The sequence below is a fragment of the Brevibacillus sp. JB24b genome (genome assembly GCF_051713385.1).
Lineage (GTDB): Bacteria > Bacillota > Bacilli > Brevibacillales > Brevibacillaceae > Brevibacillus_B > Brevibacillus_B laterosporus.
On sequence record NZ_JBNVQV010000001.1, the window covers coordinates 2893701 to 2909585 of the forward strand.

Here is a 15885-nt window from a genome sequence, read left to right on the forward strand (position 1 = left end):
TAGGAATTTTCTGTTATTAATCTAAAAACGTTGTTAGTAAGCCTTTTTTATCTGTAACAAAATTTCACTTCCACAATCTTTATAAAAAAAAGATGCATTTCTTAATAAAAATAAATTTCCGTAAGGACTTTCACGGTTAATTAGAACGTATGTTTGTTTTTCTGAGGTGGATATTTGTCACTTTTCAACGATTCTATGAGACAATGTTTTTCTGGCTTATTCTTCTAATAATTGGTAACCAAGTACTTCTATTCCTTTTCATATTTCATGTATGTTGATAGTAAAAAAGGCGGTTACACGCCGCCTCTTTTACATACCACTCGATAGAAATCCTACCTCTATTTTTGCCTCTCTTGCTCCCCTAGATTTTCTCCTATTCCTTTCAACATATGTAAGCCAAAAGAAATTGCACGGTTAATATCAGGGTCTTGTAGTGCTCTAAACAGATCAAACATACCAATTTTACTCTCTTTAGCGCTGGCTTCTTCTGCTTTTTGTAGACCATGTGTTAGACTTGAGACCAGCTTCTTGGTCATCTCTGGTTCTATTTGAGCTAAGGCTTCTGTTAACGCCATGACGTTATTAATAGATTTGGTTACATTTGGCTTTACCAACTGCTTCACTGCGATGCCAGCCATCTTTTCCTTACTTTGAACCATAGACTGCACCGTTTCTAGGACTCCTGCTTGATGTAGCTCATCCAACAGTTTTACGGATTGACGAATACTTTCGGCATGCATGGCAATCTCTTCTTTTAATTGAGTAAGATGCAGCTCCTGGTCTTCTTCTTTTGTTACGGTTGGTTCGGCTATTTTGGTAATTGGTTTGGCCATTATTGCTTCCCTCCTGCTACATTCACATCTGCAATAGGCTCGTAATCAGTCCGTGCCCACTTGCGGTCTACCTGCACACCCAGCTGTGGGTTTCGTTTGGCATTGCGTGGGTTATTTTTGGGCAACGGATTCTGGCCGTTATGCTCAAGTACTTCCAAACGCACCTTGGTTTGTTTATAAGCTGGTGTTTGCGTACGAATATCTCCTATATTTCCTGTTAAAATATTAATGGCATTGTCGCAACTGACTGAGTTCATCGGGACATACAGCTCTTTTCCTTGTACTCGATTGGTTACAACCGCCCGTAATTTGATGGCTCCATATGGGGATACCAAGCGTACTAAAGAGCCATCCTTTACCCCCCGCTCACAAGCAAGATCTGGTGGCACCTCGACAAATACTTCTGGCACTTTATATTGAATCCCTTTTGATTTATTCGTCATATTCCCTTCATGGAAGTGCTCTAATAAACGCCCATTATTGACCACTAGATCAAATTCCGCTGGATAGGAAATAGGGGGTACATATTCTACCAAGGAAAGACGGGCCTTTCCATCTGGGAAATTAAAGCGATTGATATAAAGTAACGGTTCATCTGTACCATCTGGCAATACAGGCCATATCAAGCTGTTCCAATCTGCCAATCTTTCGTAGCTGACTCCTGAGAAGAGCGGGCTTAGGCTTGCAATTTCGTCCATAATATCACCAGGGTGTGTATATTCCCAATTGGCACCAAGATGGTTAGCAAGCTGGGTAATGATCCACCAATCCGGCTTAGATTCCTCCCATGAAGGCAATGCTTGATATAACAGTTGTATTCTTCTTTCTGTATTGGTGAACGTACCGTCCTTTTCCAAAGAAGGTGCTGCTGGCAAAATGACATCTGCAAATTGTGCTGTCCGTGTAAAGAAAATATCCTGTACCACAAAGAAATCAAGTTTACTTAAAGTTTCCTGTACATGATTAGAATTGGAATCAACCCAGGCCATATCTTCCCCAATCAAATACATTGCTTTTAATTTACCTTCCTCTACTGCCTGTAACATCTGAATGTTCGTATAGCCTGGTTTATTCGAAATCTTGACGTCATATGCCTTTTCAAATTTTTGGCGAGCCTCATCATCTGAGATGGACTGATAACCTGGTAACCAATTTGGCAATGACCCCATATCACAAGCGCCCTGTACGTTATTATGTCCACGTAGTGGGTACGCTCCCGCACCATGTCGTCCAAAATTTCCTGTGAGTAATAAAAGGTTAGCGATTGCTGCTGATGTATGAGAACCTGCTACGTTCTGGGTAACACCCATTCCCCACAGTACGCATGTACCGTCTGCCTCACAAATCATTTTGGCTGTTTCCTTTAGTTGCTCTTGAGAAATTCCAGTCACTTCTTCTGCATATTCCAGTGTGTAGATTTGAATTGCATTCTTATACTCTTCTAAGTAATTAACACGTTCTGCTAAGAAGTCTACATCATGCCAGCCCTGATCGATGATATATTTAGCTACCGCTGTTAACCAGACAAAGTCTGTTCCTTGGTTTGGATGTAAATACAAATCCGAACGTTCTGCCATTTCATGTTTGCGTAAATCTGAAACAATCAGTTTTTGACCATGTAATTTCTTTGCTCGTTTCACCCGAGTCGCCAGAACTGGATGACCTTCTGTCGGATTTGCTCCGATGATAATGACCAACCCTGCAGTAGCAATATCTGTAATCACACCGGAATCGCCACCATAACCAACAGTCGACAAGAGCCCATCTGTAGCTGGAGATTGACAATAACGCGAACAGTTGTCTACATTATTTGTTTCAAAGACCTGTCGAGCTAATTTTTGGACCAAGTAAGCTTCTTCGTTGGTTGTTTTTGATGAGCTAACGAAGCCGAATGCGTCACCGCCATACTTTTGTTTCATCTCTTTCCACTTAGACGTAATAAGTGTAAGCGCTTCCTCCCATGTTGCTGGAACGAACTCATCTCCTCGACGAATTAACGGTGTTGTCAATCGTTCGTTGCTATTGACGAAATCCCAACCGAATTTTCCTTTGATACAGGTCGAAATGCTGTTGACCGGTGCTTCCTCAGATGGTTCAATTTTTAAAATTTGGCGCCCTTTCGTCCACACCTCAAAGCTACAGCCTACTCCACAAAATGTACATACTGTTTTCGTCTTCTTCGTTCGAGCTTCACGCATAGCTGCTTCTGCTTCAGAAATAGCCAATATTCCACTGTAACCAGGCTCTACTTCCTTCACCAATTCAATCATTGGATCAAGTAAATCTTCCCCAATATTTGTCATGAAACCAGCTTCACCTAGCATAGTTTTTTCCATTAAAGCATTGCATGGGCATACAGTGACACAATGCCCACAGGAGACACAGGAGGATTCATTAATAGATTTATCCTGATCCCAAATTACGCGAGGCATGTCTCGTTCCCAATCAATGGTCAATGTCTCATTGACTTGTAAATCCTGGCATGCTTCTACACAACGCCCGCACAATATACATTGATTCGGATCATATCGGTAGAAAGGATGAGACATATCCACCTCATAGCCCTTTTCACGAAACGGTCGCTCCTGATGCTCCACCTCCATCAGATCTACAGTATTATGTACACGACAATTTCCATTATTATTATCACACACAGTACAGTACAACATGTGGTTTTCAAGTACACGATCCATCGCTTCTTTTTGTGCTGCTTTAGCCCGTGAAGAGGTAGTCTGAATACTCATTCCTTCCTCTACAACAGTAGAGCAAGCTCGCATCAGTTGTCCGTTTATTTCGCAGGTACAAGTATCACATGTTTGAATTGGACCTAAAATAGGTGAATAGCAAATATGGGGATGCTTTATCTCATGATCAAGCAGATAATCAAGAATTCTGGTGCCCTCTTCTGCCTGGTGCCACGTATCATTAATGGTGAATGAAATCATTTTGTTCAAGGGTTATTTCCTCCTCTTCTTTTTCCATCTGCTTCAAAAAATAAAAATAACCCACCACAAAACAACCAGCGCAAACGTAAAAACGTTGCCCAAGCTGTTTTATGGTGGGTTAATACTTAGCAGTGGTATATACCAGTTATCAAGCCCTCCATACTCTGTACGCGTATGCGTGAAAGCACAGGATGAATAGAATGACTGTAATCAGCCAGCCTTAGACATCAATGAACTTACTTTTTAATAATAACCAAACTTTCAGAAATTGCAAGCGAAGAGCATATTTTTTTCCTGTTTATGCTGGTTTACTAATAAAAAAATATTTTTTACATTTTTTGTAAAATAAAAACGTTGCCTATTTTTGGAAACAGGTTTATATTTTTTGTAGAACAAAAAAGGTGGAATTCATTTATGGATAATCGATACTGCTCCTTTCAAGAATTCGCCCAAGCTTTCGAGAAAAAATGGATAAAAACAGCAATAGAACATGGATTAGTTGATGAACAAATGGATATATATCTAGCTAAGGTCCGCAAAAACGCACTTTTTGTCTGGAAGAAAAATCAAGGGGATGAATGGATAGAAAAACAAGGATATATCATTGTTGACAGAAAGCCCAGCGAGGAAGAAATTTTTTATAAAAAACTAGGACGGGGGCGTCCACGAAAACACGAGCTTAATCGACTACAGCATGCCATCCATGTCAGATTAGACGAGGAAACATACCAAAAGCTACTATCCTTGTGTCAAAAAAGCAACCTTGACCTCTCTGAGACTATTCGTATGCTCATAAAAAAAGGATAAACCGTTTCGTTATATAAAGGAGGAATTAAGATGAGTCAGGAAGGTCAGTTACCTACTATAAGGACTACTCTTCGCTGGTGGATACTTGCTAATGTATCTCTGGGCATCTTTATGTCAACATTGGATGGAAGCATCACGAATGTAGCTCTCCCTAGTATTTCCAATACATTGCAGGTTCCCCTACATATCGTGCAATGGGTTGTAACCGCCTATTTATTAGCAATCGCTTCCCTTCTACCCATTATTGGAAAATTATCTGATCTTTTTGGGCGTGGGAACTTATATAATCTAGGGTTTTTAATTTTTTTGATCGGCTCTGCTTTATGCGGTTTGTCGAAATCCATTTGGATGTTAATTGGTATGCGTGTCCTGCAGGCTGCTGGTGCCGCATTGCTAATGGCTAATAGTCAAGCTATCATAGCTAGTACCTTTCCCAAAGAGGAACGTGGTCGTGCTCTTGGAATAACGGGAATGGTGGTATCGCTTGGTTCATTGTCAGGCCCCGCCATCGGTGGAATTCTAGTTGATTCGTTTGGCTGGGAATCTATCTTTTGGATAAACGTGCCGATCGGTTTAGTCGGATTTATCGCAGCTCTACGTATCATGCCAAAACAACACCAGAAACGCGTGGGTGAGCCTTTTGACTATCTTGGTTCCATTATGTATATGACAAGTATGATTACCTTCCTATATACCATTTCTAATGCAGAGGAACATGGGTGGACAACAGGTATTACACTAGGTGGTCTTCTCTTTTCATTCGTAATCTTCGTCTTGTTTTATCGACGTGAAACACGAATCTCACATCCAATGCTAGACTTCTCTCTATTTAGAATTCGTACATTCCGTTCAGGAAGCTTTGCGACTCTCCTGTCTTTTCTCTCTCTTTTTTGTATAACAATTCTCATGCCGTTTTATATGCAACTGGTGCTAGAATTTCCCCCCAACATCGTGGGGTACGTCATGATGGCAAATGCTGTGATGATGGCGATAGTGGCTCCGTTTTCTGGTTGGCTATCTGATAAAATTGGTACTTATTATTTAACGATTTCAGGTTTGGTGATTAATGCTATTTCCTTTGTTTTGCTCACTAAGCTTACAACTAATGAACCTGCTTGGCTTGTCGCAATGCATATGGGTATTTTGGGAATCGGCACTGGTCTTTTTCTATCACCAAACAATGCAAGTATCCTAGGATCAGTTCCACCTAAACTATTGGGTACGGCAGGCGGTTTAAATGCATTAGTCCGAAATATCGGGATGGTATTAGGGACGACATTTGCTATCTCACTATTCTCCTTTCAATTAAATAGACTAACAGACAATCAACCCGACTCTAGTAGTACTGATATATTAAATGTGGAAGCCTATATGACAGCTCTTCATACTGTCTTTTGGGTAGCCGCTGTAATTTGTTTATGCGCTGCCGTTCTCTCTTCAATGCGTGATAAACCGCAACGACAGAAAAGGAAAGTGGCATAGAAAACCATTTATTCCTAGATTTTCTAGCAAAAATAGTTTATGCTGCATGAACTCATCAAGAAAAACGAATAAAAATGTTTCTTTAAAAAGCTACGGGCATGATGGTTCACGAATAGAGATAGGTCGATCTAATCACCTATACTCATTTGTGAATATCATGCCCGTAACATGTGCACATTCTTGTCTACACTAGTCTTTCTATCTTAAACGATCAGTAGAATGAGAAGAAACAGCATACGTTTCATCAATGATTTTCTGGACAATATGGCGTACTAATTTGGCATTCTCCTCAATCATTTCAGGGTCAAGCATCTCTTCATGAATTCCCTTCGCCTGATGTTCAGAATAGTTACTACGTGTAGCTTGTCTCCATGACAAGCAATTACCTTCTTCAGAATTTAACTTTGTAGAGTCTTTCGCAATTAATTCATGAATATTAGCTTGAACTGAACCTGTATTTACAAGCTTATCCCGATACTTAGCGTATGAGTAAATTTTATGCGTAAATGTCGGTGTTACAAAATGCTTATACTGTTCAGGCATGTCTTCTAGTAGAGCATCGACTTGTTTTACTGCTTCATCCTCCGAGAATTCTGATGCCCCATTTCTTTTTATAGAGTCAAGCATGATGATATCCGATACCACATAGCCTTTTAGCTCCATTGCTTTTGCTACTTCAAATGCCAGATTTCCTCCCAGCGAATAGCCTAGAAACACATATGGTTGTTTGTCCTGTACGTCAGTTACTATCTTTACATATTGTTCCATTAAATCCTCATCATTTGTATATTCATCGATGAAGTCAATACCGTATGTTACACAATGATTCTCAAGCAATTTCGCCAGCTCGATATAGGCCATGCCATGACCGATTGCGGGAGGGAAGCAGAACACATTTACGTGTCCATGCTCGTTTAATTTCATGATTGGGTTGCTGTTATTTTTTTCGAATATGGGCCTTAAAATCTCTGGAGCCATTCCTTCAATCGTAGGCTTTTCAAACACCACCCGAATTGGAATCTCCACTCGAATATTCATGTAGATCTTCCTGACTAATTCGAGTACGGTTAAAGAATGCCCGCCTAGCTCAAAGAAGTTATCTTTTCTACCTATTTTGGATACACCGAGTATTTCCTGCCATATCTCGACCAATTGAGCTTCCATTGGTGTTTGCGGAGCTTCATATTCCACCCCTAGATGAAGCTTACCCTCTGGTGAAGGTAGTACTTTACGGTCGATTTTCCCATTTGAAGTCAAAGGGAATTGCTCAAGCTGTATAAAGTAGGATGGTATCATGTAAGTAGGTAAATCCTGTGATAGCGAACTTCTTAATTCGCTTACTGTAAGTTGCTGTTTTGCCACAAAATAAGCGCACAAATGCTTCTGACCGGTATGGTCCTCTCTTGCAGTCACCACAGCTTCATCAACAGAAGCTATTTTTAGAAGTAGCGCTTCGATTTCACCGAGCTCAATACGATAGCCTCGAATTTTTACCTGATGATCAATTCTTCCCAGGTATTCAATGGTACCGTCTGGTAACCATCTAGCCATATCTCCTGTTTTATACATCGTTTTTCCGGCCGTAAACGGGTTCATCACAAACTTCTCTGCTGTAAGCTCAGGACGATTTAAATATCCTCTCGCCAACCCCACTCCCGCTATACACAGCTCTCCTGCTACCCCAATCGGTTGGAGGTTATTGGTTTCATTTTGGACAATGTAGAGCTGCGTATTAAAAATAGGCTTTCCTATTGGAACAATAGCGTGCTCTTGATCTGCATGGCAATCAAAATACGATACATCAACAGTAGCCTCCGTCGGGCCGTACAAATTAGTTAGTTTCGCTTGATTCACCGTTGCAACAATTTGATTAAACTTTGTCACTTGCGAAGGGGTTAAGGCCTCTCCACTTGCAAACACCTGTCGCAGGCAATGAAGCTTATTTCTTACATCTTTTCTTGGACATTGCTCGATGTACTCCAAAAAAGCATGCAACATCGCTGGAACAAAATGCATCGTAGTTATGCCTTGCTTAGCTATCGTCTCAACGATTTGCTCAGGGTTCTTTTCCCCCCCGACCGCTAATAGACATACTTTGGAACCTACCATGGACCACCAAAACAGCTCCCAAACCGAAACATCAAACGTGATTGAGGTTTTTTGCAAAATAATATCTGTTTCATCGATAGGGTATTGATTTTGCATCCACATGAGTCGATTAATAACAGAATGGTGCTCGACCATAACCCCTTTCGGCTTGCCTGTTGAACCAGATGTGTAGATGACATAGGCTACATCCCTCGAACTATTTACAGGTAAGAGATTAGTTTTGTCCTCGCTATACATTTGTTCATCTTGTAAATTAATTCGTTTCCCATCAAAAGGTATCCGATCACGTAAATGATTTTGTAGCACTAATAACTTCATATTGGCATCCTTTAGCATGTAGCTGATACGTTCCTCAGGAAACCCTGGGTCGATCGGCACATAAGCACCGCCAGCTTTCAAAATTGCGAAGATTCCAATCAGCATCTCCAAGGAACGGTCAGCCATGATACCAACTAAATGACCAGCTTGTACCCCCTCATTTCGCAAGGTTCTCGCCAATTGATTAGAACGTTCATTGAGCTCTCGATATGTCAGTTGACTATTTTCATAAATGACAGCTACTTGATCTGGCGTACGTTCCACCTGATTCTCAAACATCTGATGGATTGTTCCCTCTTCGGCATAATCCGTTGTCGTATCATTAAATAACCCGAGAATTTGCTCTTTCTCTCGATTCGTTATGATTTGAAGAGATGACAGTGGTGCATGTGGATCATTCACAATGTCCTCAATTAGTTGGACAAAATGCAGTCCCATTCGCTCCACTGTTTCTTTCTTATAAAGGGAAGTAGCATATTCAATCAAGCATACGATTCTTTCGGATTCCTCCACCGCGTTCCAGGATAAATCAAACTTAGATACCGCATGGTTATTTTCGTACGGGGAAAGTTGCAATCCTTCGATACTCAATTCTTCTTGCTCTACGTTCTTTAGCTCGAACATTGTATCAAACAGTGGATTCCGGCTCAAATCTCTATTGACATCTAGCTTATCTACTAGTTCTTCAAACGGATAATTCTGATTTTCATACGCTCCTAATGCCGTATCTTTCACTTCTTGCACAAATTCATAGAAGGATTTCTCACCCACAGGATAGGTACGAATAGATAAAGTGTTGACAAACATACCGATAATTGGCTCTAAATCAGGGTGAGATCTTCCAGCAATTGGCGTTCCAACAATCACATCTTCTTGACTTGTATATTTATGTAATAGTGTTGAATAAGCTGCTAGTAACACCATATACAAGGTGGAACCGGTTTGTGCTGCGATCTGCCTTAATCCATTTCTGCTTTTTTGATCAATAACAAATTCTATCGTATCTCCCTCAAAGCTTTGCATGGCTGGACGGATATAATCGGTTGGCAAATCGAGTACAGGAATCTCCCCTTTGAAGACATCAAGCCAATATGCTTCTTGTCGCTTCATTTCCTCACTCAGAACGCCTTCTCGTTGCCATACCGCATAATCTTTGTATTGAATACGAAGTGGATATAACTCTTCTCCTTTATACAAGCTAATAAATTCTTGTATCAAAATCCCTAAGGAGACACCATCTGAAATAATATGATGCATGTCAAACATCATAATATGACGATCCTTCGTTATTTCAATTAACCCAACTCGGAGTAATGGAGCCTGCTCAAGGTCGAACGTACGAACAAAGCTTTGAATATGTCCCTTGACCTCTGCCACATTCGCTTTGGTATACTCTATGGAAAACTCCACATTCTGGTGTATTCGCTGCATAGGTTCCCCGTTGACGAGTTCAAAACTAGTTCGCAATGTTTCATGACGCGAAATCAGCTTTCGGAAGACCATCTCTAATCGCTCTTTATCCAGTTCTCCTTCAATCTGAATCACATCCGGCATATTATAACTAATTTCTCCACCAGTGAGTTGACTCAAAATATACAACCGCTTCTGGGCAGAGGAAACTGGATAGTATTCTCTCTTTTCAATAATTGGAATAGAAGTGAAAGCGATTTTTTCTCTTCCTTTTAATATCTCAGCCATTTGCTCAATAGTGGGATTTTGAAAAACATCTCGCAACGGAACGTTTTGATTTAACTCTTTATAAATTTTAGCGACCAAATGGGTAGCACGCAGGGAATGTCCACCAATATCAAAAAAATTCTCCTTCACTCCGATTTTGGGAAGACCCAGAACCTCTTGCCAAATTTGCACAAGCTTCGATTCCATCCATGTACGGGCTGGAACATATTCTGCTCCCGAATGGATACTACTATCCTCTGGAGCAGGTAAAGCCTTACGATTAAGCTTCCCATTTGGTGTATGCGGCATTTTATCCAGCTGTATGAAGTAAGACGGTACCATGTAGTTTGGAAGTTGGTAGGCCAATTTAATTTTTAGCTCACTTATGGTCAATTGCTTTTCTGCCACAATATAGGCGCATAAGTGTTGCACCCCAGCATGATCTTCCTGTGCGATGACCACCGCTTCTCGGATCTCTTCCATATTCCTTAGCTGTTCTTCTATTTCTCCAAGCTCAATACGATAGCCCCTCACCTTTACCTGATGATCGATTCGACCTAGATACTCCATCGTGCCATCAGGAAGCCATTTTGCCAAATCACCTGTTTTATACATCTTACTTTCTGGTATAAACGGGTTTTCTACAAACTTGTCGGTCGTTAATTCTGGACGATTCCAGTAGCCCCTTGCCAATCCCTTACCAGCGATACATAGCTCACCAGCTACCCCAACAGGTTGAGGATGACCATCAGTACTTAATATATAGAATTGTGTATTCATCAATGGCTTCCCGATGGTAACAGGCTGTCCCACCGCCACCTCCCCAATCGATGACCATACGGTTGTTTCAGTCGGACCGTACATATTGTATAGGCGCGCCGATGTAAGCTCATGTAAAGCATTGACTAAAGAGATGGGAAGTGCTTCTCCGCCAAGCATAATTTCACGTACATCCTGTAAACATTTGACTTGCTTTGTACCATCTACAGATGACAAAAGCATCTGCATACGAGAAGGAGTCATTTGAATCATATCAATTTGTTGCTCAGAAATTACATTTATCAAAGCTTGTGAATCCGTCTGTTGACTTTCGGTAGCAAGTACGACTCTTACCCCTTTACTTAACGAGAGGAGCGTTTCTAACACAAAGATATCAAACGAAATAGTAGTAACACAAAGAAGAGATTTCCCTTCAGCGAACTCAATCCGCTTTGTGATGCCATGTATCAGGTTGACAACCGCCTGATGAGTAATCATGACCCCTTTAGGTTTACCAGTCGAGCCTGATGTGTAAATGACATAGGCTAAATCAGATGGGCTATTGCAGGGTTCAAGATTGGACGTATCCTTATGATAGGAAGCCTTCTCCTCCATAACGATGCATTTTCCATTAAATCCATCGAAAATGATTTGATTTTGTAAATGACTATGCACAACTACGAACGTAGCTCCCGCATCCTCTAGCATGTAGCGGATTCGATCCTCTGGATAACTTGGATCAATCGGTACGTAAGCCCCACCAGCCTTTAAGATGCCTAACAATCCAATTATCATGTCAAGAGAACGCTCCACCAAAATACCGACTAGTTGATCTGACCTTATGCCTTCAGCTTGCAGGGTTCGTGCCAGTTGATTCGCTCGCTCGTTTACCTCACGATATGTCAGCTGTTCACCATCATAAACCACAGCTACTTGATCCGGTGTACGTTCGACCTGAGTCTCAAATAATTGGTGAATGGTTTGCTCCCCTACATCTTCCACTGTCGTATTGTTAAACGTTTCGAGAATCAACGTCTTCTCTTGCATTGTCATCATCTCAATGGTGGACAGCTTCGCATGTGGATTACTCAAAAGCCCGTCAATCAATTGTAAAAAGTGCTTCGCCATACGCTCGATTGTTTCTTTCTTGTATAGTGTTGTAGCATATTCGAAACTACACAGGATTGTATCTGCATCTTCCATTGCGTATAAGGTCAAATCAAACTTGGAAATCGTATGTTCACTTGCATATGACGTGATACGCAGGCCTTCTAGCTCCTGCTCCTTACTTTCTAAATTTTGCAGTACAAACATCGTATCAAACAGTGGATTACGACTCATATCCCTGTTCACATCCAGCTTATCTACCAGCTCTTCGAATAAATAGTCTTGATTCTCATACGCCTTCAGAGAAGTTTCTTTGACTTCTTGTAAATATTCGTAAAATGTTTTTTCGCCCCTTGGATAGTTGCGTATTGCCAGTGTGTTTACAAACATACCAATCATGCTTTCTAGATCTGCATGAGGTCTTCCCGCTATCGGAGTTCCAACAATGATATCTTCTTGTCCACTATATTTGCCAAGTAGCGTCGTGTAGATAGTTAGTAACACCATATATAAGGTCGATCCTGTTTGGGATGCCAGTTGTTTTAATTCCTCACTTGTTTGTTTGTCGATTCTAAACTCCAGAAGATTTCCTTCAAAGCTTCTCACAGCGGGGCGGGGATAATCTGTAGGAAGTTGAATGACAGGCAGTTCACCTGAAAATGCTTGGAGCCAATAATTCTCTTGTTGCTGATACCACTCACTTTTTATCTGCTGCTGTTGCCAAGAAGCGTAGTCTTTGTACTGAATCCGTTGCTTAGGCAATATCTCTCCCTTGTACAATTTAGCAAACTCCTGAATAAGAACGCTCATGGAGGTTCCATCAGAGATGATATGATGCATGTCAAACAATAAGATATGGCGTTCTTGGGCAAGTTTGACAAGTCCCACCCGTAACAACGGAGCACTTTGTAGATCAAACATTCTTGTAAAATCACGAATAATTCCTTCCGCTTCTTCTTCATTGGCAACCTGTACATACTCCATGGTGAAAGGAACTTCCTTATGTACACGTTGAATTGGTTCACCGTTTACAAGCTCAAAGCTAGTTCGCAATATTTCATGACGAGCAATTAATTGCTGAAAAGCTTTCTCTATACGTTCTCTGTCTATCACCCCATCCAAAATCAAAGCACTCGGCATATTATAGCTTATTTCCCCACCTGCTAACTGCCCCAGAATATAGAGTCGTTTTTGAGCCGATGAGACAGGATAATAAGGTTTTTCCTCCATAATCGGTATGATTGAATAAGCCGTTTGCTCCATATTCTCAATGATCTGAGCCATCTGTTCAATCGTTGGATGTTGAAACACGTCTCTTAGCTGTATATTCTTTTGTAGCTCTTTCTGAATCGTAGACACCAAGGCTGTTGCTCGTAAGGAATGGCCGCCTCTTTCAAAAAAGTTATCTTTTATTCCAACCTGAGTTAACCCTAAAATCCCTTTCCAGATATCCTCTAATTTTTCTTCCAACAAGGTACGGGGTGCTACATACTCTTCTATTGGTAAGCTCTCCTCAACAGCAGGGAGCATTTTTCGATCAATTTTCCCGTTCGGAGTAAGAGGCATCTGGTCAAGTGATATACAATAATCAGGTACCATATATTCGGGTAATTTCGCCGACAGATTTTTGAGTAGCTCTTTTGCCTCAATTGGCTCTTTTGCTACGTAATACGCTGCTAAATATTTATTTCCATCCTTTATTCCATCCACAACAATTGCTTCGTTGATCTCTGGGAATGTTAACAGGGCATTTTCAATTTCTCCCAGCTCAATACGGAATCCTCTGATTTTTACCTGTTTATCTATCCGGTCTAAAAAATCAATATTTCCATCTGGTAGCATCTTAACTAAATCGCCCGTGCGATACATTTGAGTACCTGGTACAAAAGGATTATCTACAAATTTTTCTCCAGTCAATTCTTCTCTGTTGAGATATCCCTTCGACAACCCCTCTCCTGCTATACACAATTCACCTGGAACTCCGATTGGCTTGAGGTTGTTGAACTGATCCACTACGTACACCAATGTATTGGCTAAGGGTTTCCCAATCGGTACGGTAGCAACGTCTTCCTCGATAGAAGAGTTAATGGGATAGAAGGTGGTGAAGACAGTACTCTCTGTAGGACCATACACATGTATGAGTCTTTCTGGTCCCAAGTAATGAAATGCCTTTCTTATATGACTAACAGATGCACGTTCTCCTCCAAACAAAACTTTTCGGATGTTTTGAAAGCATGTTAGCTGATTATCTACCAGCGTATTAAAGAATGCGGTAGGTATATAGAAGACCGTTACATTCTGTTGCTCAATCACACTACTAAGTTTATGGAGGTCAAGCATATCTGTTTTTTTAATGAGGATTAGCTTTGCACCATGTAACAAAGCTCCGTAGATATCAAATACAGAGCCATCAAACACATAATTAGAAAGCTGTAGTAGCGTATCTTCTTCGCTAATCTCGATGTAATTTGTCTTCATTACCACTCTTGTAGCACTGAGGTGTCTGATTTGTGTACCTTTAGGTGTTCCAGTAGATCCAGAGGTATAAATGACATAAGCTACATCAGTAGCTTCTGCTACTGGCTCCAAGTTGGAACTATCTTCGCTGTAAGCCTCTGAATCATCTAGTAAAATGCACGTTCCCTCGAAATCTGCTCGCTGTTGTAAATGACTTTGCAATACAAATATCTTTGCTCCTGAATCTTCTAGCATGTAGCGAATACGATCATTCGGATATTCTGGATCAATCGGTACATAGGCTCCCCCTGCTTTTAAAATCCCGAAAATTCCGATGATCATTTCTAAAGAGCGTTCAACCATAAGCCCTACTAATTGTCCTGTAGTGACCCCTTTGTTTCTTAGGGTTCTTGCTAATTGATTAGCCCTTTCATTTAGCTCTTTGTAGGTTAGTTGCTTATCATCTAAGACAATTGCCACCTGATCTGGTGTACGCTCTACCTGTTCCTCAAACAACTGTTGAATCGTTTTCTCTCTAGGATATGTGGTGGTCGTATTATTGAACGTAAGTAGAAGCTGTTCTTGTTCATCTTCTGATAAGAGATCAACTAGTTCTAATGAAAGGTCAAGATCAAATAACACAATGGATAAAATATGAGATAAGTGCCTTCCAACTTGGGTAATCAGTTCATGATCATAACGATTTACGTTATAAATCGTATTTAATTGAAGAGAGCCATTTTCCAAATCGAATTGAAAATGGATGTCAAAAGCAGCGTGTTCCTCGAAATCTAGTGGATGAATCTCTTTTAATGACACGATGGTATTAATAATAGGGACACGATTTGAATCGTAATGAACATTCAGGTTATCTATAAAATTCCAAAAGGGAAGACTCTGATGTTTCATCGCTTCACTGATGGATGATTTCATTTGGTTTAATAAAGATTTGAAAGTATTCTTGCTATGTACTTCATTTTTCAAAAATAATAGCTGATTAGAAAGCGGTTGGGCATCATTTGAAGTTCGAATTCCTGGTACGCCCACAATGATCGTTTCTTGGCTAGTATATTTAGACAACAAGGTTTCTATACCAGCTAACAAGACCATGAAGATGGCTAACTGCGATCCGCCTGCTATGGAACTAATTCTTTGGAAAATCTGAGGTGGTAATGTACTGTAAATGCTATGGTAGCTGTCAGTATTTCTACTAGTAGTGGACGTTCTGTTATACGGGAGAATTACGATTTGATCATCGGTATCGAACTTGCTACTCCAAAAAGCCTTTTCTTTTTCAAATAGAGCTTTCAATTGCATCACTCCAACTTTTTATTCACATATGAACGTAAACAATCGCGAGGTGTCATACTACTACATCCACACCCCTTCTC

The 15885-nt window shown here is 40.6% G+C and carries 5 protein-coding genes; 2 read left to right on the forward strand and 3 right to left on the reverse strand.

Annotation, left to right across the window (positions count from 1 at the left end; all coding sequences use genetic code 11):
* Positions 1-338 precede the first annotated feature (338 nt).
* Positions 339-833, reverse strand: coding sequence for a DUF1641 domain-containing protein (locus tag ACQV1I_RS13810; protein WP_094700054.1), 495 nt, complete (start codon positions 831-833; stop codon positions 339-341).
* Positions 833-3778: a formate dehydrogenase subunit alpha gene (fdhF, locus tag ACQV1I_RS13815; protein ID WP_201747408.1), complete on the reverse strand. Its 2946-nt coding sequence runs from the start codon at positions 3776-3778 to the stop codon at positions 833-835. The genes ACQV1I_RS13810 and fdhF overlap by 1 nt, the downstream gene beginning before the upstream one ends.
* A gap of 414 nt (positions 3779-4192) precedes the next feature.
* On the opposite strand from fdhF, the gene ACQV1I_RS13820 reads away from it, so the two are divergent.
* The gene (locus tag ACQV1I_RS13820) at positions 4193-4585 is read left to right on the forward strand and encodes an AT hook motif family protein (RefSeq protein WP_094700052.1); all 393 of its coding nucleotides are present in this window, start codon (positions 4193-4195) and stop codon (positions 4583-4585) included.
* Between the two features lie 30 nt (positions 4586-4615).
* Entirely contained in the window at positions 4616-6067 is a 1452-nt protein-coding gene (locus ACQV1I_RS13825; RefSeq protein ID WP_094700051.1) for an MFS transporter, read from the forward strand.
* A gap of 198 nt (positions 6068-6265) precedes the next feature.
* On the opposite strand, the gene ACQV1I_RS13830 is transcribed toward ACQV1I_RS13825, so the two are convergent.
* A complete protein-coding gene (locus ACQV1I_RS13830; RefSeq protein ID WP_116333940.1) occupies positions 6266-15805 on the reverse strand; it encodes a non-ribosomal peptide synthetase in 9540 nt (3179 codons plus the stop codon).
* Between the last annotated feature and the right edge of the window lie 80 nt (positions 15806-15885).

Excerpts from the sequence above, each read along its gene's own strand:
- ACQV1I_RS13825 (WP_094700051.1), top strand. The coding sequence starts at position 4,616 with ATGAGTCAGGAAGGTCAGTTACCTACTATAAGGACTACTCTTCGCTGG.
- ACQV1I_RS13810 (WP_094700054.1), bottom strand. The coding sequence starts at position 833 with ATGGCCAAACCAATTACCAAAATAGCCGAACCAACCGTAACAAAAGAA.
- ACQV1I_RS13820 (WP_094700052.1), top strand. The coding sequence starts at position 4,193 with ATGGATAATCGATACTGCTCCTTTCAAGAATTCGCCCAAGCTTTCGAG.
- fdhF (WP_201747408.1), bottom strand. The coding sequence starts at position 3,778 with ATGATTTCATTCACCATTAATGATACGTGGCACCAGGCAGAAGAGGGC.